Consider the following 18,160-nt stretch of genomic DNA (forward strand, 5'->3'; position numbering starts at 1 on the left):
AGCGCGGTGCGTTTGCGGCTCGACCGTGCGCGTCGAGTTGCGTCGCGCCGCAGCGTGCGGGCGCAAGCCGCGCACGCTGCGATTGCTTCAGACCGAAGCGGTCGGAGATTCGGACGGATGCGGCGCCGGCGCGGACGGCTTGTCCGCGAGCGGCACGCGCACGACGAAGCGCGAGCCGCCTTCGGGCGCGTCCGCATACGATACCGTGCCGCCGTGCATCGCGATGATGTCGTGGACGATCGCGAGGCCGAGGCCCGCGCCCGTCTCGACGCCGTTGCCGCTCTGCGCGTCGCCGCGGAAGAAGCGCTTGAACAGGTCCGCCTGCTGCGCGGCGCTCACGCCCGAGCCGTTGTCCTCGACGACGATCTCGGCCGCCGCCTTGCCGTCGTCGAGCGCGATCCGCGAGACGTCCACTGTGATCCGCGCGCCTTGCGGCCGCGCGAGCGGCACGTACTTCAACGCATTGTCGAGCAGGTTCGCGATCACTTCGCGCAGCAGCACCGGATTGCCGCGCACGACGAGCGGCTCGTCGTCGGCGCGGCCGTCGCCGCGTTGAAAGCCGAGGTCGACGTGCGCGGCGAGCGCGCGCGGCACCCATTCGGCGCCGGTTTCGAACGCGAGGCCGGCGAGATCGACGTCGACGAAGCGGGCGGCCTGCTCGCCCGGCTCCGCGCGCGCGAGCGACAGCAATTGATTCGACAGCCGCACCGCGCGGTCGGCCGCCGAGCGCAACTCGCGCACCGCGGTCAGCGCCTGCTGCGGATCGCGCGCGACGGCCGCCTGCTCCGCGTGCAGCTTGATGGCGGTGAGCGGCGTGCGGAGCTGGTGCGCGGCGTCGGCGATGAATTTGCGCTGCGCATCGAGCGCGGTCTTCAGGCGGCCGAGCAGCGCGTTCATCGCGCTCGTGAGCGGCCGGATCTCGAGCGGCACCTCGGTTTCGTCGACGGGCTCGAGCGACGTGTGAGTCTGCCGGTTCAGCGAATCGGCGAGATGCGTGAGCGGGCCGAGCTGCTGATTGACGACGCGCCACACGATCCCCCAGCCGGCGAGCAGCAGCAACAGCAGCGGCATCATGATCGCGATCAGGAATTCCGCCGCGATCCGGTAGCGGTAGCGCACCGGCTGCGCGACCTCGACGATCATCGGATTGCCGCTTTCCGTCTGCTCGACCCGCACCTGCGCGACGCGCACCGCCTGGTTGTCGTATTCGGCCTCGAACACGTACGCGACGTGCATCCGGCGCACGCTCGCGCCCTGCAGCGGCAGCTTCGGATCGCCGGCGAGTTCGTGCTCGCCGTCGCTGATCCGGTAGATCAACTGTTCGGTCGGATCGGAGAACATCGCCTGCGCGAGCGGCGGCACCGTGAACGGCGCGTCGGGGCCGGCGATCTGGATCTGCTTCGAGATTGCCGCTGCGAGATCGGCGAGCGAGCGGTCGACGACGTGCTGCGTGTATTGCCACGCGAGCCAGTACGCAATGAGGCCGCTCATCAGCGCGAGCATCGACAGCGGCGCGGCTAGGCGCCGCAGCAGCGTGCGGCGCAGGCTGGTCACAGCCGGATCAGGGGACATCGCGCGAAAGAAAAGAATAAGCGCCGCTTCGCGAAGCGGCGCGGGTCGAGCATGCGGCGTCAGACCGTCAGACGCTCGCGGTCTGGCGTATTTCCTGCAGCAGATAGCCGAAGCCGCGCACCGTGACGATCTCGACACGGCACTGCTCGAGCTTCTTGCGCACCCGGTGCACGTAGACTTCGATCGCGGTGTCGCCGAGATCGCCGCCGAAGTGCGTCAGGTGATCCTGCAGTTGCGCCTTGCTGACGACGCGGCCGTGGCGCAGCAGCAGCATTTCGAGCACCGCGAATTCGCGCGGCGAAAGCTCGAGCGGCTTGTCGTCGTTGAAGATGCGGCGATCGACGCCCGACAGGCGCACGCCGCCGAGCGACACTTCCGGGCGCGGCATGTCGCTGTGCGGGCCGCTGCGGCGCATCACCGCGCGAATCCGCGCTTCGAGCTCGGCGGGCTCGAACGGCTTGAGCATGTAGTCGTCGGCGCCCGAATTGAGGCCCTGCACGCGATCGTTCAGCTCGTCGCGCGCGGTCAGCACGATGACGGGCGTGTGGCGGTTGGTCTGGCGGAAGCGCGACAGGAGTGTCATGCCGTCGATGCCGGGCAGGCCGAGGTCGAGGATCACGAGTTCGTGGCGGTTTTGCGCGAGCGCCTGCTCGGCAAAGATGCCGTCGTGAACCATGTCGACCGTGAAGCCGGCTTGTTCGAGGCTGCTTTGAATGCCGCGTGCGATGGGGCGGTCGTCTTCGATCAGAAGGAGTCGCATGAGATTCGCTCAAGTACAATGGGTTGGCGGTTCAGGCACGCGGGACAGCACGACGCCGTTTCCACGAAAACGTCGGGGGCCCGGCAACGAGCGGGACGGCCAGCAACGAACCTTTCGATCATGTCCAACATCTCGATCCATGAACTCGAAGCCGCGATCAATTTCTGGCGGGCCCGCTCGCCGTCGAGCGGCGACGAACTCGAACTCTGCGAAGAGGCTAGCGCGCTTTCCAAACCGTATGCGTTGCTGATTGTACAGCGCCAAAGTGCGCTGCAACTGGAAGGATTGGACCCTGAAGCGCGCAACGCATGGGACGCTTACGTTCTACTTAACAACGGCTTGGAAAGCTGAAGGCTTTCGCTTTATTCAGCATAGAAAACGCTTACGGAAAGCGATACGTTGACGATTCGAAATCGAATCCTCATCAGGGTAATCACGCAGCCTTCGCGTGCTTGCCCACTTCGTCGATGAAATGCGCGAGCTTGATGTCGCGCTCGGTGAGACCATTGGCGTCGTGCGTCGACAGCGTGACGTCGACGCGGCTGTAGACGTTGAACCACTCGGGATGGTGATCCATTTCCTGCGCCTTGATCGCGACGCGCGTCATGAAGCCGAATGCTTCGTTGAAATCGGCGAAGCGAAGGCTGCGCTGGATCGCGTCGCGGCCGGGAACGGCGGTCCAGTGAGGCAGGCTTGCGAGTTGCGTCTTGCGTTCTTCCGATGTGAGCTTGTGAATCATTTTCATACCTCGTCCGATGGCGGCGCGGCCGTGCCCGTTCGCGCGGCGGGGCGCCGTATCGGCCATTCTTTCATAATTGTTCGTCAAGCGTCTGTGTCGGTTGCCCAGCCTTCGCCCGTGCCGCGCGTAAGCACATGATCGCCGTCAAGCACGGCGCCCGCCGCATGCTCGGGCGCGTCGGCGAGCCGCGCGGCGAGCGCGCGCGCGTCGACGTCGGCGAGCGCGAAGAGCTGCGTGAAATCGTCGATCACGAAGTAGGTCTTCTGGAACGTGTCGATCCGGTAGCGGGTCCGCATCACGCGCTCGAGATCGAAGCCGATCCGGTTCGGCGACGCGCTTTCGAGGCTGTAGAGCGTCTCGCCCTTGCTCGACACGATGCCCGCGCCGTAGATCCGCAGCCCGTTTTCGCCGCGCGCGCCGCGGATCAGGCCGAATTCGACCGTATACCAATAGAGGCGCGCGAGAAGCGCGAGCGCGCGCGGATCGCGGGCAACGCCGAGCGCCGCGCGGCCGTATGCGTGCATGTAGTCGGCGAATACGGGATCGATCAGGAGCGGCACGTGGCCGAACAGATCGTGGAAGCAGTCCGGCTCCTGTAGATAATCGAGCTGATCCGGGCGACGCATCCACCAGGTGACCGGAAACCGCCGGTTCGCGAGATGCTCGAAGAAGATGGCGTCCGGCACGAGGCCCGGCACCGCGACGATGCGCCAGCCGGTCGCGGGCTCGAGCCGGCGGTTCACGTCGGCGAATGACGGCACGCGCTCGGGCGCGAGACCGATGCGCGCGAGGCCGTCGATGAACGCGTCGCACGCGCGGCCGCGCAGCAGCGCCGCCTGCCGCGTATACAACTGCTTCCACACAGCATGGTCGACGCCGCCGTAGCGGGCGAGCGGCTGATCGATGGTGAAATCGGCGCGGGTTTCGAGGCCCGCGTCGAACTGTTCCTTCAGTTTCGCGGTGACGACGGTGGACATGGTGTACGCCTTGCTTCGCATCAGTGGTGAGGATGCATGCAAGTGTAGAGCGGGGTTCGCGCGGATTGGACGCAAAGTCGGCGTATATTGGCCTATAAATGCGATAATCATGCATCAAAATGCACAACTATGCGGAGAATCCTCATGCTGGAACTCGATCACTTCGATTTGGCGCTGCTCGACGTGCTGCAGCGCTTCGGCCGCGCGACGCATCAGCAACTGGGCGAAGAGGTGCCGCTTTCGCCGTCGCAGATCGGCCGGCGGCTGCAGCGGCTCGAGGCGGCGGGCGTGATCGACGGCTACCGCGTCGTGCTGCGGCCCGAGCGGCTCGGGCTTGGCGTCACCGCGTTCACGAGCCTGAAGCTCAAGCATCACGGCGATTCGATCATCGAGCAGTTCCAGCAGCAGATCGACGTGCTGCCGGAAGTGCTCGAATGCCACGCGGTGGTCGGCGACGCCGATTATCTGCTCAGGATCGTCGCGCCGGATCTGAATGCGCTGTCGTCGTTCGTGATGAAGAAGCTGATGCGGGTGCCGGGCGTCGACAGCGTTCGCTCGAACATCGTGCTCACGACGTTCAAGCGCAACGGGCCGCTGCCGCTCGGCCATCTGGCGTCGGGCGCGCCCGCCGCATGACGCGCGCAGGCGCGCATTACGCGGCGGGCTCGGCTTGCGCGTTGAGCAGATCGACGTACGCTACCGCGACGAGATCGTCGCTCGGCACGCCGAGCTTCGCGAACACCGCGTGCGCTTCCGCGTGGCCGCCGTCCTCGTCGTCTTCGGGCCCGAGCACGACTTCCAGCTCGACGAAGTCGCCCAGGCCGTCGACGCGGTCGAGGTGGATCCGCGTGCGGCCCGCCAGATAGACGTGCCGCTCCTTCGTCACGATGCCGCGGGTCGTGAGCGCCGTCGCGAGGAGCGCGTGCATCGCGTCCGGGTTCGTCACCGGGCTGCGCGTGTAGTACGACGCCTTCGGGCCGTCCTGATCGTCGCGCTGGTAGAAGATCAGCTCGGCGGGCGTGCCGTCCTCGAAGCGGCGCAGCTTCAGGCGGCCGCGCGGCACGTCGTAGAAGAAATCCTGCTGCCGGTAGAAGAGCGGCGCCTCGGTCGCCAGCTCGGCGGCCCGTTCGCGCAGTTGTTCGAATTCGCGCGCGCGGGCTTTGATCTCGATGTTGCGGGCCATGCGGGTCTCCTGTGAAGAGCGTTTGCGGGTCCGGACAAACCATCCAGAAATTTCTATTCTATCGGGGCGCGAGCGATTTTGACGCGATGCGAAAAGGCCGCGCGCCGGCCGTGCGGGCGCGCATCGTTGCTTTTTCACGCTCCCCTATGCGCGCGAGCCGCCGCGCCGACCATCATCAGCGGCGCTCATATCGCCCATTGCTCGTCGATGAGGCGCAACGCGGCGGCGATCGCCGGTTCGTCGCGGCGCTCGGCGAGCGTGAGGAACGTGAGCTCGGCGGGCACCGCGATGTGCTCGACGATCGTGAGCGCGTGCGCGTGCGCCTCCCGCAGCGCGATCGAGTCGCGCGCGAGCGTCAGGCCGACGCCCGATTTGACGAGATCGAGCATCGACGTCTCCTGATCGACCTCCGCGACCTTGACGGGCTGCGCGCCCGCGTCGGCGAAGCGGCGCGACAGGAGCCGCTGGTGCGCGGACGCGGCGGGCGTCCAGATCCACGGCAGCGCCGCGAGCTCGCGCCACGTGCGCGCGCGCTGCACGCGCTCCTTCCAGCCGGCGGGCGCGAGCACCCGATAGCGGAACTGCGTGAGCGTCACCGTGTGGAAGCGCTCGGCGTCGCGCGGATCGTCCTCCTCCGGCCGGCCGATGTAGTAGCCGACGTCGAGCTCGCGCGCGCGGACCTGTTCGAGCACCCAGCCGGACATGCCGTGCCGCAGCGCCGTCTCGATCCGCGGGTGCGCCTCGACGAGCCGCTTCAGGAAGCCGCCGAGCCGCAGGAATTCGGGGTCGAGGATCGTGCCGATCCGCAGCCGGCCGCGCACCTCGTGCCTGAGCGCGGCGGCGGCGCGCTTCACGTCGGCCGCCGCGTCGAGCGCGCGTTCCGCGTGCGGCAGCAGCGCCTGGCCGTCGCGCGTGAGCACGAGCCCGCGCGATGTGCGCGCGAACAGGGCGACGCCGAGCAGGTCCTGCAGATTCTTGATCTGCAGGCTGACGGCGGGCTGCGTCAGATGCAGTTGCGCCGCCGCGCGCGTGAGGTTGCCCTCGCGCGCGACCGCGACGAACGCGCGGAGCAGAGTCAGGTCCATCGAGCAATATTAGCGCGGCTTATAACGCAATTGAGCATAACTCATTGGATCGGGCGCCGGGCTCGCGGGTACCCTTCGTTTCCGAAGCACGCGATGCGCGTGCACGACGGAAAGCGGCAACGGCAAACACGGAGGACGACATGACCGGCAGTACCCATTCGAACGATTCGCGCGTGCGCGCACTGACCCATTTCATCGGCGGCCGCGCGCTCGACGGCGCGAGCGACCGCTACGGCGACGTGTTCGACCCGGCGCTCGGCAAGGTGACGGCGCGTGTGCCGCTCGCGACCGTCGCGGAAGTCGAGGCGGCCGTCGCGGCCGCGGCCGCGGCGTTCCCCGCGTGGAGCGAGACGTCGCCGCTCAAGCGCGCGCGTGTGATGTTCAAGTTCAAGGAGCTGCTCGACCGCCATCACGACGAGCTCGCCGAGCTGATCACCCGCGAGCACGGCAAGGTGTTCTCGGACGCGAAGGGCGAAGTGATGCGCGGGATCGAGGTCGTCGAGTTCGCATGCGGGATTCCGAATCTGCTGAAGACCGACTTCACCGACCAGATCGGCGGCGGCATCGACAACTGGAACCTGCGGCAGCCGCTCGGCGTCGTCGCGGGGATCACGCCGTTCAACTTTCCGATGATGGTGCCGTGCTGGATGTTTCCGGTCGCGATCGCGTGCGGCAACACGTTCGTGCTGAAGCCGTCCGAGCGCGATCCGTCGGCGTCGATCCGGCTCGCCGAGCTGCTGAAGGAAGCGGGGCTGCCCGACGGCGTGTTCAACGTCGTGCACGGCGACAAGACGGCCGTCGATGCGCTGATCGCGCATCCCGACGTGGCCGCGCTGTCGTTCGTCGGCTCGACGCCGATCGCCGAATATATTCATACCGAAGCCGCGCGGCGCGGCAAGCGCGTGCAGGCGCTGGGCGGCGCGAAGAACCATCTCGTCGTGATGCCGGACGCGAACCTGGATCAGGCCGTCGACGCGCTCGTCGGCGCCGCGTACGGTTCGGCGGGCGAGCGCTGCATGGCGATCTCGGTCGCGGTTGCGGTGGGCGGCGTCGCCGATGCGCTCGTCGAGCGGCTCGCCGCGCGCGCGAGGACACTGAAGATCGGCAACGGGATGGAACCCGACGTCGAAATGGGGCCGCTCGTGACGGCCGCGCATCGCGCGAAGGTGTCCGCGTACATCGACGCGGGGGTCGCCGCGGGCGCGAAGCTCGTCGTCGACGGGCGCGACCACGTCGTCGAAGGATGCGAGCGCGGCTTCTTTCTCGGCGGCACGCTGTTCGACGGCGTGACGACCGGCATGTCGATCTACCGCGAGGAAATCTTCGGTCCGGTGCTGGCCGTCGTGCGGGTGCCGGATTTCGCGAGCGCGGTCGCGCTCGTCAACGCGCACGAGTTCGCGAACGGCGTGTCGTGCTTCACGTCCGACGGCGGCATCGCGCGCGCGTTCGCGCGGAAGATCCAGGTCGGGATGGTCGGCATCAACGTGCCGATTCCGGTGCCGATGGCGTGGCATTCGTTCGGCGGCTGGAAGCGCTCGCTGTTCGGCGATCACCATGCGTACGGCGCGGAGGGCGTGCGCTTCTACACGCGCTACAAGAGCGTGATGCAGCGCTGGCCGGACAGCATCGCGAAGGGCGCGGAGTTCACGATGCCCGTCGCGAAGTGACGCGCACGCGTTCGACGTTCTGACGACGCCGCGCGGCCCCCGCAACGGGGCCGCGCGGTCTATGCTTTAACGGCGCGCATCGGCTCTCGATGCGCGGCCTGGCGCCGAGGCGCACGACGGCGGTCCGCGAGAGAGACCGCCGCACCCGAATTGAGGAGACGGCAGACCGTGGCTACCGAACGTACGCTCGAAGGCGAATTCGATTATGTGATCGTCGGCGCCGGCACGGCCGGCTGCGTGCTCGCGAACCGGCTCACCGAAGACCCGGACGTGACCGTGCTGCTGCTCGAAGCCGGCGGCAAGGACGACTATCACTGGATCCACATCCCGGTCGGCTATCTGTACTGCATCGGCAATCCGCGCACCGACTGGCTCTACAAGACCGAGCCCGAAGCGGGCCTGAACGGCCGCGCGCTGTCGTATCCGCGCGGGCGCGTGCTGGGCGGCTCGTCGTCGATCAACGGGATGATCTACATGCGCGGCCAGCGCGGCGATTACGACGACTGGGCGCGCGCGACGGGCGACGCGGGCTGGTCGTGGGACAGCGTGCTGCCGATCTTCAGGCGCAGCGAGGATCACCACGCGGGTGCGACCGACATGCACGGCGCGGGCGGCATGTGGCGCGTCGAGAAGCAGCGGCTGCGCTGGGAGATCCTCGAGGCGTTCTCGCAGGCCGCGCAGCAGACGGGCATTCCGGCCACCGACGATTTCAACCGCGGCGACAACACGGGCGTCGGCTATTTCGAGGTCAATCAGAAGCGCGGCATCCGCTGGAACGCGTCGAAGGCGTTCCTGCGCCCCGCGCTCGCGCGGCCGAATCTCACCGTGATCACCGGCGCGCAAGCCGAGCGGCTCTTGTTCGACGGCAAGCGCTGCGCGGGGGTCGAATATCTCGGCGGCGGCGCGCCGTTCGTCGCGCGTGCGCGCGCGGAAGTGCTGGTTGCGTCGGGCGCGGTGAATTCGCCGCAGTTGCTCGAATTGTCCGGCATCGGCGACGGCGGCCGGCTGCAGGCGCTCGGCATCGGCGTCGTCGCGGACGTGCGCGGCGTCGGCGAAAACCTTCAGGATCACTTGCAGTTGCGGATGGCGTTTCGCGTGCGCGGCGTGCGCACGCTGAACACGCTGTCCGCGCACTGGTGGGGCAAGCTGTGGATCGGCGCGCAGTACGCGCTGATGCGGCGCGGGCCGATGTCGATGGCGCCGTCGCAACTGGGCGCGTTTGCGAAATCGGATCCGAACGATCCGGCGCTCACGCGGCCCGATCTCGAATATCACGTGCAGCCGCTGTCGCTCGAGCGCTTCGGCGAGCCGCTGCATCGCTTCAACGCATTCACCGCGTCGGTCTGCCATCTGCGGCCGACGTCGCGCGGCAGCATTCATGCGGTGTCGCCGGACCCGGCGCGCGCGCCGTCGATCGCGCCGAACTATCTGTCGACCGATCACGATCGGCACGTCGCGGCGAATGCGCTGCGCCTGACGCGCCGGATCGCCTCGGCGCCCGCGCTCGCACGCTATGCGCCCGAAGAAATCCTGCCGGGCGCCCAGTATCTGAGCGAGGCGGAGCTGATCGCCGCGGCGGGCGCGGTCGGCACGACGATCTTCCATCCGGTCGGCACGTGCCGGATGGGGCGCGCGGACGATCCGGACGCGGTCGTCGACAGCCGCCTGCGCGTGCGCGGCGTGACGGGGCTGCGGATCGTCGATGCATCGGTGATGCCGAGGATCACGTCGGGCAACACGAACTCGCCGACGCTGATGATCGCCGAGCGGGCGAGCGACATGATTCGCGCGGATCGCCGCGGCGCGCCGGAGCACGGCGTGGCCGCGCGTGGCGAGGCAGCGCTGCCGACGTAAAAGTGACACGATCCGTTGAAAGAATCGGCAAAGAATCGGAATCAAAAACAGCCGAGGGTTAACCCAAAAGCGAAGCGAGCGATCTCGTGCGTACTCGATCGCGACGGCGGTTTTCCGATTTGTACCGGAACGCGTTTTTCGTCGCGGGCCTTTTCGCCGCCCGCGCAAAAAAATGCATGTGGCGCCAGGGTTTGCGCGCGGTCGGAAACGATTCCGCGCGAACCGGACCGCAGTGCGCGAATAAGCGAGCGCATTGATCTACAAAACAAAAAAACCGAGTAAAAAATGCTCGCGGCTGTCGCGCCCTATAAGTGCAAATCCCGATGAATGCACTGCACCAACGGCGCGACAATGACACGCAGTCTGAATCTGCGACTTGCGCGAGGAGACCGGCCTCGGCGCAAAGATACAAAGCTCGGGGGCAGCCTCTCATCCGCTGAATGCATCGTGGCCGCTTGCGCGAGATCTCTCAGCGCTTCGCCTCACTTCGTAGGAAGGGAACATGATTCTCGGCGACACGATTCTCGAAACACGCGGACTCACGAAGGAATTCAAGGGCTTCACCGCGGTCAGCGGCGTGAACCTGCGCGTGCGGCGCGGTTCGATTCATGCGCTGATCGGACCGAACGGCGCCGGCAAGACCACTTGTTTCAATCTCCTGACTAAATTCCTGAAGCCGACGTCGGGCCAGATCGTCTACAACGGCATCGACATCACCGACGAGCGCCCCGCGCAGATCGCGCGGCGCGGCGTGATCCGGTCGTTCCAGATCTCCGCGGTGTTTCCGCATCTGAGCGCGTTGCAGAACGTGCGCATCGGCCTGCAGCGCTCGCTCGGCACCGCGTTTCATTTCTGGCGCAGCGAGCGCTCGCTCAAGCGTCTCGACGATCGCGCAATGGATCTGCTCACGCAGGTCGGCCTTTCCGATTTCGCGCACGTGCCGACGGTCGAGCTCGCCTACGGCCGCAAGCGCGCGCTCGAGATCGCGACGACGCTCGCGATGGAGCCCGAGCTGATGCTGCTCGACGAGCCGACGCAGGGCATGGGCCACGAGGACGTCGACCGCGTGACGGCGCTCATCAAGAAGGTCGCGAACGGCCGCACGATCCTGATGGTCGAGCACAACATGAACGTGATCGCGGGCATCTCCGATACGATCACTGTCCTGCAGCGTGGCGAAGTGCTCGCGGAAGGCACGTACGCGGAGGTGTCGAAGAATCCGCTCGTCGTCGAGGCGTACATGGGCAGCGCGGACGCGGCCCTCGCGGGGGCGCACGCATGAACCACAGCGAACGGGAAGAGCGCGAGTTGAACAGCGTCGAAAGCGGCACGCCCGCGCTCGCGCTCGCGGGGCTCGAAGCGTGGTACGGCGAATCGCACATCCTGCACGGCGTCGATCTGACCGTGCACCGCGGCGAGGTCGTCACGCTGCTCGGCCGCAACGGTGCGGGCCGCACGACGACGCTGCGCGCGATCATGGGGCTCACGGGCCGTCGCCAGGGCTCGATCAGGATCGCGGGCCACGAGACGATCGATCTGCCGACGCACAAGATCGCGCATTACGGCGTCGGCTATTGCCCGGAGGAGCGCGGGATCTTCTCGAGCCTGTCGTGCGAAGAGAACCTGCTGCTGCCGCCCGTGCTTGGCGATCGCAAGAGCGCGATGTCGCTCGAGGACATCTACGAGATGTTCCCGAATCTCGCGTCGCGGCGCAGCAGCCAGGGCACGCGGCTGTCGGGCGGCGAGCAGCAGATGCTCGCGGTTGCGCGGGTCCTGCGCACGGGCGCGAACCTGCTGTTGCTCGACGAAATCTCCGAGGGCCTCGCGCCCGTGATCGTGCAGGCGCTCGCGAAAATGATCGTCACGCTGAAGGCGCGCGGCTACACGATCGTGATGGTCGAGCAGAATTTCCGTTTCGCGGCGCCGCTCGCGGATCGCTTCTACGTGATGGAGCACGGCCGCATCGTCGAGCATTTCGGCGCGACCGAGCTCGAAGGGAAGATGCCTGTGCTGCACGATCTGCTCGGCGTATAGCGCCGCTTTGCCGGTCCCCCGATGTACATAACCTGACAACCACAACGCACTACACCAGGAGACGCCAATGAAAGTGAAGACCCTTGCGCACGCCTGTCTCGCCGCCGCCGCGGCGTGGTCGGTCGGCGCCGCGCAGGCCGCGGACACCGTGAAGATCGGCTTCATCACCGATATGTCCGGCCTCTACGCCGACATCGACGGGCAGGGCGGCCTCGAGGCGATCAAGATGGCGGTGGCCGACTTCGGCGGCAAGGTCAACGGCAAGCCGATCGAGGTCGTGTACGCCGATCACCAGAACAAGGCGGACATCGCCGCGTCGAAGGCGCGCGAATGGATGGACCGCGGCGGGCTCGATCTGCTCGTCGGCGGCACGAACTCGGCGACCGCGCTGTCGATGAACCAGGTCGCGGCCGAGAAGAAGAAGGTCTACATCAACATCGGCGCGGGCGCGGACACGCTGACGAACGAGCAGTGCACGCCGTACACGGTCCACTACGCGTACGACACGATGGCGCTCGCGAAGGGCACGGGCTCGGCGGTGGTGAAGCAGGGCGGCAAGACGTGGTTCTTCCTGACCGCCGATTACGCGTTCGGCAAGGCGCTCGAGAAGAACACTGCGGACGTCGTCAAGGCGAACGGCGGCAAGGTGCTCGGCGAAGTGCGGCACCCGCTGTCGGCGTCGGACTTCTCCTCGTTCCTGTTGCAGGCGCAATCGTCGAAGGCGCAGATCCTCGGCCTCGCGAACGCGGGCGGCGACACGGTGAACGCGATCAAGGCGGCGAAGGAATTCGGCATCACGAAGACGATGAAGCTCGCCGCGCTGCTGATGTTCATCAACGACGTCCACGCGCTCGGCCTCGAGACGACGCAGGGCCTCGTGCTGACGGACAGTTGGTACTGGAATCGCGATCCGGCGTCGCGGCAGTGGGCGCAGCGCTATTTCGCGAAGATGAAGAAGATGCCGTCGAGCCTGCAGGCGGCCGATTATTCGTCGGTGACGACCTACCTGAAGGCGGTGCAGGCGGCGGGCTCGACCGATTCCGACAAGGTGATGGCGCAGCTCAAGAAGATGAAGATCGACGACTTCTTCGCGAAGGGCTACATCCGCACGGACGGCAGCATGATTCACGACATGTATCTGATGGAAGTGAAGAAACCGTCCGAATCGAAGGAGCCGTGGGACTACTACAAGGTCGTCGCGACGATTCCGGGCGAGCAGGCGTTCACGACGAAGCAGGAGACGCGCTGCGCGCTCTGGAAGTGACGCCGCGTCATGCCGGCGCCGCGCACGCCGCGGCGCGCGGCGAATGCACGCGCGACGGCGCGCCCGAACGCGGCCGTCGCGCCCATTTGGTTGCATGCGCAACGATTTTGACCTGATACTGACTGACGGCAGATTCGATGGACATCTTCGGCATTCCGATGTCGGCGATGCTGAGCCAGTTGTTGCTCGGACTCGTCAACGGCTCGTTCTACGCGATCCTGAGCCTCGGGCTCGCGGTGATATTCGGGCTGCTCAACGTGATCAACTTCGCGCACGGGGCGCTCTTCATGCTGGGCGCGATGCTCGCATGGATGGGGCTCACGTATCTCGGCCTGCCGTACTGGGCGATGCTCGTGCTCGCGCCCGTCGTCGTCGGTCTGTTCGGGATCCTGATCGAGCGCTCGATGCTGCGCTGGCTCTACAAGCTCGATCACCTGTACGGGCTGCTGCTGACGTTCGGGCTCACGCTCGTCGTCGAAGGCGTGTTCCGCGCGATCTACGGCTCGTCCGGGCAACCGTACGACGTGCCCGAGCTGCTCGCGGGCGCGACCAACGTCGGCTTCATGTTCCTGCCGAACTATCGCGCGTGGGTGGTCGTCGCGTCGCTCGCGGTGTGTCTCGCGACGTGGTTCGTGATCGAGAAGACACGGCTTGGCGCGTACCTGCGCGCGGGCACCGAGAATCCGAAGCTCGTCGAGGCGTTCGGCGTCAACGTGCCGATGATGGTCACGCTGACCTACGGCTTCGGCGTCGCGCTTGCCGCGTTCGCCGGCGTGCTCGCGGCGCCCGTGATCCAGGTGTCGCCGCTGATGGGGCAGCCGATGATCATCACCGTGTTCGCGGTCGTCGTGATCGGCGGCATGGGCTCGATTCTCGGCTCGATCGTGACGGGCCTGATGCTCGGCGTGATCGAGGGCTTGACGCGCGTGTTCTATCCGGAAGCATCGGCGACGGTCGTCTTCGTGATCATGGCGGTCGTGCTGCTGATTCGCCCGGCAGGTTTATTCGGCAAGGAAAGATGATGCAGAGAAAAGCGCTCTACGGGCTGCTGCTGGCCGGCCTGCTCGTCGCGCCGTTCGTCGGTGCGTATCCGGTGTTCGTGATGAAGGTGCTGTGCTTCGCGCTCTTCGCGGCCGCGTTCAACCTGCTGATCGGCTTCACGGGCCTGTTGTCGTTCGGCCACGCGATGTTTCTCGCGACCGCGGGCTACGTGACGGGCTACGCGATGCAGTCGCTCGGCGCGACGCCCGAACTCGGCGTGCTGGCCGGCATCGCGGCGGCGACGCTGCTCGGCCTCGTCGTCGGCCTGTTCGCGATCCGGCGGCAGGGCATTTATTTCGCGATGATCACGCTCGCGTTCGCGCAGATGGTGTACTTCATCTATCTGCAAGCGCCGTTCACGCACGGTGAGGACGGCCTGCAGGGCGTGCCGCGCGGGCGGCTGTTCGGGCTCGTCGATCTGTCGTCGGATCTCGCGCTTTATTACGTCGTGCTCGGCGTCGTCGCGTGCGCGTGCTTCTTCATCGTGCGCATCGTGCATTCGCCGTTCGGGCAGGTGCTCGTCGCGATCAAGGAGAACGAGCCGCGCGCGACGTCGCTCGGCTACGATACCGATCGCTTCAAGCTGCTCGCGTTCATCCTGTCGGCTGCGCTCGCGGGGCTCGCCGGCGCGCTGAAGGTCGTCGTGCTCGGCTTCGAGACGCTGAGCGACGCGTACTGGACGATGTCGGGCCTCGTCGTGCTGATGACGCTCGTGGGCGGCATGGGCACGCTGTTCGGCCCGCTCGTCGGCGCGGCGTTGATCGTCGCGCTCGAAGATCGGCTGGGCGACATCGGCGGCTGGCTCGCATCGGTCACGCACATCGACTGGTTCCGCTCGCTCGGCGAATCCGCGACGATTGTCACGGGCCTCATCTTCATCGCATGCGTGCTCGCGTTCCGGCGTGGAATCGTCGGCGAGGCGATCGCGCGGGTGCGGCTGCTGCGGGCGTCGTGAGCGACCCGGCCTGGGCGATCGTGCGGTGCGCAATGATCGTTGGGAATCCGATGCAATGCGCACGGCGAATGCCAGGCTAGGTCCGGCTCAGTCCGGCTCGACGTGGCCGATGATATGCCCCAATTTCGTGCGGCGATGCACCATAGGGGTAAATGCTAGGTTGTCGCGCCCGGCGAGCTTGCATTAACCTTCGTTTCAGTTCTGATGCACCGCGAAACGAATTTGCAGGTGGAGAACGAGGAGACATTCGAGGCACAGAGTGCCCGACCCAAAGCGCTGTTGGATTCATTCCAACAGCGCTTTTTATTTGCGCGTTCGCGGCCGCGCACCAGGCCGTCTTCGTTGAAGCCGTTCGTCACGCCGCCTTCGATGGCCGCTCGCTTGCATCGGCTGGCCCATGCTGCTGCGGGCTAACCCGGTTGTCGCACGCGCAACGCGTCCGCTACACTCGCCGTTCCCCGACCCGTTGGTCAGGGATTGGCCGAGCGCGAGACACGGAGACGAACTCGATGATAGGGGCGTGGCGGTTTTGGGGAATCGGTGCGGCGATCGCATGGGCGGCCGTTTCGGGCGTCGCGTTCGCGGCCGCCCGGATCGATCTCGCCGCCTGGTCCACAGCTTCCGCCGCTTGCTTCGCTGCGCCGCCAGGCCTCTGCGAAACGAATGCGATCGCGCTGCCGCCGAGCGAAACCGGCGGGCGGGCAGCGGGCTCGGTCGCTCTCGGCGATGCGGCCGATTCGACGCACGCAGCAAGCAACGCCCACAAGCTCGCGGGCGAAAATCAAGCCGATGTGCGGATCGGCTCGACCGTCTCCGTCTCCCTGTGTTCGTTCGCGCTGGCCGGCATTGCCGCGCGGTTGCCGGTTCGGGCGATTTCGTCGGCGGTAGCTGCTTTGGGCGCCGGGCCGTTCGATGCGAAGCGCGCCTGGGGCGTCGAAGCAGGGCAAAACGATATTCCGCTATCGAGCGCGATCGCCAGGCACGGCTTCGCGATGCGCGACATGAAGACGGTTGCGTTCGTTGGTTTCAACGAGGCGCGCAACTTGAACTCGCTGACGGAATTCCGCAGCGCGCTGCCACGCAAGACACTGGACACGCCGCGGGTGCGCGGCGACGCGGGCGAGGTTCAGCCGCGCGCGCAAGGCATCACGATCAACGGTTTCCTGCGTGTATGCGGGGAGGGCTGCAACGGCACGCGTCGGCTCGCTGGCCCGATCCTTATCGACGATCAGTTTCTTCCCGATTCAAATTTCAGCAAGCCGTTCGAGCCGGCATTCAAGCGTGCGCGTGAAGGTGCATATGACGCCGGCAAGATGCCGACGCTCGGCGAGCATGCGCGCGGTGCCGCGCCGCTTTTGGCGCGGGCGGTTCCGGTTGCGTCGACGCGCGGCGCGTCTGGCGTGCCCGCGGCTCGCAACGTGTCGCGCACGTTGTTCGGCGGGCGCGTTGGCCTCGACGAACCGCTCGCATGATGGCCGGGATCGTCAGCGCGGAGCGCAGGCTTGCGCGGGGCCGAGGGTAAAGCGTGGCGAGGGCGCGTGCGGTCGGCCGCGCTTTTTTGTGAGCGCGACACGGGCGGCGTCGGCCGGAAGATCGCAGCAGGAGCAGCAGAAGGGCGCGTGCGATGCGCACGCGCAGGGGAGCGCAACAGCAAGAAGAACGCGCCCCGCGCCGGGTCCCCGTTGCACGTGAAACCGGCCGCGGCGGCGCGCAGGTTCGATCGGTGCGCCGTGTTGCAACGGCTGCTCGATCGCGTTTCGCGCAGCGTTTGGAGACACACAATGAAAATGAATCGATGGATCGAGGCCGCGCTCGCGGCCGGCTGCTTATGTACCGCCGGGCTCGCGTCGGCGCAGGTGAAGATCGGCGTCACGGTGTCAGCGACAGGCGCCGCCGCGTCGCTCGGCATCCCCGAGAAGAACACGGTCGCGCTGCTGCCGAAGGAGATCGGCGGCAAGCGCGTCGAGTACATCGTGCTCGACGACGCGTCGGACACGAGTCGCGCGGTGCAGAACGCGCGCAAGCTGATCGACGAGGATCATGTCGACGCGATCGTCGGCTCGTCGATCACGCCGAACGCGCTCGCGATGATCGACGTCGTCGCGCAGGGCAAGACGCCGACGATTTCGCTCGCCGCGGGCGCGCACATCATTGCGCCGATGGACGCAAAACGCGCCTGGGTGTTCAAGACGCCGCAAAACGATCGCCTGATGGCTGATGCGCTCGCCGGCTACATGGCGAAGCACAGCGTGAAGACGGTCGGCTTCATCGGTTTCGCGGACGCGTACGGCGACGGCTGGTATGACGTGTTCAGCGCGGCCGCGGCGGCGAATGGGCTCAAGATCGTCGCGAACGAGCGCTACAACCGCACCGACGCGTCGGTGACGGGCCAGGTGCTGAAGACGCTGGGCGCGCGTCCCGACGCGGTGCTGATCGCGGGCGCGGGCACGCCTGCGGCGCTGCCCGCGAAGACGCTGAAGGAGCGCGGCTACACGGGCAAGGTCTATCAGACGCATGGCGTCGCGAACAACGATTTCCTGCGCGTGTGCGGCAAGGACTGCGACGGCGAGCTGCTGCCGGCGGGGCCCGTACTCGTCGCCGATCAATTGCCCGATTCGAGTCCGGCGAAGCAGCCGGCGCTCGCGTATAAGGCCGCGTATGAGAAGGCGTATGGCGCGGGCGCGGTGTCGACGTTCGGCGGTCATGTATGGGACGCGGGGCTGATGCTCCAGCGCGCGATTCCGGACGCGCTGAAGAAGGCGCAGCCCGGCACGCCGGCGTTCCACGAGGCGCTGCGCAGCGCGCTCGAGAACGTGAAGGACCTGCCGGTGTCGCACGGCGTGATCAACACGACGCCGGCGGATCACAACGGCTTCGATACGCGCGCGCGCGTGATCGTGCAGATCGTCGGCGACAAGTGGAAGCTGCAGGCCGATTGAGCGTCGGCTGATAGGGCGCGTGCGATGCATCGCACGCGCGCTGCGCCGGGCCGTTTCACGACGACCACGCTCCGCAGGCCATATTTCCGT

Annotated in this window: 17 protein-coding genes; 11 read left to right on the top strand and 6 right to left on the bottom strand. The window is 66.9% G+C overall.

The genetic code is table 11. From position 1 onward, the window contains the following. Positions 1 to 87 precede the first annotated feature (87 nt). Positions 88 to 1,554, bottom strand: a complete 1,467-nt coding sequence (locus AQ610_RS00430; RefSeq protein WP_006023966.1) for a sensor histidine kinase — start codon at positions 1,552 to 1,554, stop codon at positions 88 to 90. Positions 1,555 to 1,639: 85 nt separating this feature from the next. Further along, positions 1,640 to 2,332 (bottom strand): response regulator transcription factor, encoded by a 693-nt coding sequence (locus AQ610_RS00435; RefSeq protein ID WP_004195796.1) that lies wholly within the window; start codon positions 2,330 to 2,332, stop codon positions 1,640 to 1,642. 120 nt (positions 2,333 to 2,452) lie between these two features. Here AQ610_RS00435 and AQ610_RS00440 point away from each other — a divergent pair, with 120 nt between their 5' ends. Next, positions 2,453 to 2,683, top strand: a complete 231-nt coding sequence (locus AQ610_RS00440; RefSeq protein ID WP_006023965.1) for a DUF3717 domain-containing protein — start codon at positions 2,453 to 2,455, stop codon at positions 2,681 to 2,683. Positions 2,684 to 2,765: 82 nt separating this feature from the next. Here the strand turns inward: AQ610_RS00440 and AQ610_RS00445 are convergent, their stop codons facing one another. Together AQ610_RS00445 and phhA are read right to left on the bottom strand one after the other, a co-directional pair. Further along, complete coding sequence (locus AQ610_RS00445) at positions 2,766 to 3,071, bottom strand: 4a-hydroxytetrahydrobiopterin dehydratase (protein ID WP_006023964.1); 306 nt, start codon at positions 3,069 to 3,071, stop codon at positions 2,766 to 2,768. A gap of 83 nt (positions 3,072 to 3,154) precedes the next feature. Beyond that, positions 3,155 to 4,048, bottom strand: coding sequence for a phenylalanine 4-monooxygenase (gene phhA / locus AQ610_RS00450; protein ID WP_009914038.1), 894 nt, complete (start codon positions 4,046 to 4,048; stop codon positions 3,155 to 3,157). 144 nt (positions 4,049 to 4,192) lie between these two features. Between phhA and AQ610_RS00455 the strand changes: the two genes are divergently transcribed. Beyond that, positions 4,193 to 4,684, top strand: a complete 492-nt coding sequence (locus tag AQ610_RS00455; protein WP_004195800.1) for an Lrp/AsnC family transcriptional regulator — start codon at positions 4,193 to 4,195, stop codon at positions 4,682 to 4,684. A gap of 16 nt (positions 4,685 to 4,700) precedes the next feature. Here the strand turns inward: AQ610_RS00455 and AQ610_RS00460 are convergent, their stop codons facing one another. After that, a complete protein-coding gene (locus AQ610_RS00460; protein ID WP_006023961.1) occupies positions 4,701 to 5,231 on the bottom strand; it encodes a class IV adenylate cyclase in 531 nt (176 codons plus the stop codon). Positions 5,232 to 5,416: 185 nt separating this feature from the next. Next, positions 5,417 to 6,316, bottom strand: a complete 900-nt coding sequence (locus AQ610_RS00465; protein WP_006023960.1) for a LysR family transcriptional regulator — start codon at positions 6,314 to 6,316, stop codon at positions 5,417 to 5,419. A gap of 140 nt (positions 6,317 to 6,456) precedes the next feature. On the opposite strand from AQ610_RS00465, the gene AQ610_RS00470 reads away from it, so the two are divergent. The 9 genes from AQ610_RS00470 to AQ610_RS00510 all read left to right on the top strand — a co-directional run bounded on the left by AQ610_RS00470 (position 6,457) and on the right by AQ610_RS00510 (position 18,070). Next, positions 6,457 to 7,983, top strand: a complete 1,527-nt coding sequence (locus tag AQ610_RS00470; RefSeq protein WP_006023958.1) for a CoA-acylating methylmalonate-semialdehyde dehydrogenase — start codon at positions 6,457 to 6,459, stop codon at positions 7,981 to 7,983. A gap of 168 nt (positions 7,984 to 8,151) precedes the next feature. Then, positions 8,152 to 9,837 carry a GMC family oxidoreductase gene (locus tag AQ610_RS00475; RefSeq protein ID WP_006023957.1) on the top strand — a complete coding sequence of 562 codons (1,686 nt, stop codon included), beginning with the start codon at positions 8,152 to 8,154 and terminating at the stop codon, positions 9,835 to 9,837. A gap of 502 nt (positions 9,838 to 10,339) precedes the next feature. Beyond that, positions 10,340 to 11,119: an ABC transporter ATP-binding protein gene (locus AQ610_RS00480; RefSeq protein WP_006023955.1), complete on the top strand. Its 780-nt coding sequence runs from the start codon at positions 10,340 to 10,342 to the stop codon at positions 11,117 to 11,119. Next, positions 11,116 to 11,871, top strand: a complete 756-nt coding sequence (locus tag AQ610_RS00485; RefSeq protein WP_006023954.1) for an ABC transporter ATP-binding protein — start codon at positions 11,116 to 11,118, stop codon at positions 11,869 to 11,871. Before AQ610_RS00480 ends, AQ610_RS00485 begins: the two co-directional genes overlap by 4 nt. 67 nt (positions 11,872 to 11,938) lie before the next feature. After that, positions 11,939 to 13,135 carry a beta-hydroxybutyrate-binding protein gene (locus AQ610_RS00490; protein WP_006023953.1) on the top strand — a complete coding sequence of 399 codons (1,197 nt, stop codon included), beginning with the start codon at positions 11,939 to 11,941 and terminating at the stop codon, positions 13,133 to 13,135. Positions 13,136 to 13,272: 137 nt separating this feature from the next. Further along, positions 13,273 to 14,157, top strand: coding sequence for a branched-chain amino acid ABC transporter permease (locus AQ610_RS00495; RefSeq protein WP_009914036.1), 885 nt, complete (start codon positions 13,273 to 13,275; stop codon positions 14,155 to 14,157). Beyond that, positions 14,157 to 15,131, top strand: a complete 975-nt coding sequence (locus tag AQ610_RS00500; RefSeq protein WP_015600354.1) for a branched-chain amino acid ABC transporter permease — start codon at positions 14,157 to 14,159, stop codon at positions 15,129 to 15,131. Before AQ610_RS00495 ends, AQ610_RS00500 begins: the two co-directional genes overlap by 1 nt. Positions 15,132 to 15,550: 419 nt before the next feature. Continuing rightward, the gene (locus AQ610_RS00505) at positions 15,551 to 16,603 is read left to right on the top strand and encodes a type 1 periplasmic-binding domain-containing protein (protein WP_231748936.1); all 1,053 of its coding nucleotides are present in this window, start codon (positions 15,551 to 15,553) and stop codon (positions 16,601 to 16,603) included. Between the two features lie 309 nt (positions 16,604 to 16,912). Beyond that, positions 16,913 to 18,070, top strand: coding sequence for an ABC transporter substrate-binding protein (locus AQ610_RS00510; RefSeq protein ID WP_009914034.1), 1,158 nt, complete (start codon positions 16,913 to 16,915; stop codon positions 18,068 to 18,070). Positions 18,071 to 18,160 lie beyond the last annotated feature (90 nt).

Origin of the sequence: Burkholderia humptydooensis, from assembly GCF_001513745.1 — a bacterium.
In the GTDB taxonomy this organism is placed as follows: Bacteria; Pseudomonadota; Gammaproteobacteria; order Burkholderiales; family Burkholderiaceae; genus Burkholderia; species Burkholderia humptydooensis.

What these genes read in the sequence shown, in the direction of transcription:
- AQ610_RS00435 (WP_004195796.1), bottom strand. Translation starts at nt 2,332, where the DNA reads ATGCGACTCCTTCTGATCGAAGACGACCGCCCCATCGCACGCGGCATT.
- AQ610_RS00440 (WP_006023965.1), top strand. Translation starts at nt 2,453, where the DNA reads ATGTCCAACATCTCGATCCATGAACTCGAAGCCGCGATCAATTTCTGG.
- AQ610_RS00445 (WP_006023964.1), bottom strand. Translation starts at nt 3,071, where the DNA reads ATGATTCACAAGCTCACATCGGAAGAACGCAAGACGCAACTCGCAAGC.
- phhA (WP_009914038.1), bottom strand. Translation starts at nt 4,048, where the DNA reads ATGTCCACCGTCGTCACCGCGAAACTGAAGGAACAGTTCGACGCGGGC.
- AQ610_RS00455 (WP_004195800.1), top strand. Translation starts at nt 4,193, where the DNA reads ATGCTGGAACTCGATCACTTCGATTTGGCGCTGCTCGACGTGCTGCAG.
- AQ610_RS00460 (WP_006023961.1), bottom strand. Translation starts at nt 5,231, where the DNA reads ATGGCCCGCAACATCGAGATCAAAGCCCGCGCGCGCGAATTCGAACAA.
- AQ610_RS00465 (WP_006023960.1), bottom strand. Translation starts at nt 6,316, where the DNA reads ATGGACCTGACTCTGCTCCGCGCGTTCGTCGCGGTCGCGCGCGAGGGC.
- AQ610_RS00470 (WP_006023958.1), top strand. Translation starts at nt 6,457, where the DNA reads ATGACCGGCAGTACCCATTCGAACGATTCGCGCGTGCGCGCACTGACC.
- AQ610_RS00480 (WP_006023955.1), top strand. Translation starts at nt 10,340, where the DNA reads ATGATTCTCGGCGACACGATTCTCGAAACACGCGGACTCACGAAGGAA.
- AQ610_RS00485 (WP_006023954.1), top strand. Translation starts at nt 11,116, where the DNA reads ATGAACCACAGCGAACGGGAAGAGCGCGAGTTGAACAGCGTCGAAAGC.
- AQ610_RS00490 (WP_006023953.1), top strand. Translation starts at nt 11,939, where the DNA reads ATGAAAGTGAAGACCCTTGCGCACGCCTGTCTCGCCGCCGCCGCGGCG.
- AQ610_RS00495 (WP_009914036.1), top strand. Translation starts at nt 13,273, where the DNA reads ATGGACATCTTCGGCATTCCGATGTCGGCGATGCTGAGCCAGTTGTTG.
- AQ610_RS00500 (WP_015600354.1), top strand. Translation starts at nt 14,157, where the DNA reads ATGCAGAGAAAAGCGCTCTACGGGCTGCTGCTGGCCGGCCTGCTCGTC.
- AQ610_RS00510 (WP_009914034.1), top strand. Translation starts at nt 16,913, where the DNA reads ATGAAAATGAATCGATGGATCGAGGCCGCGCTCGCGGCCGGCTGCTTA.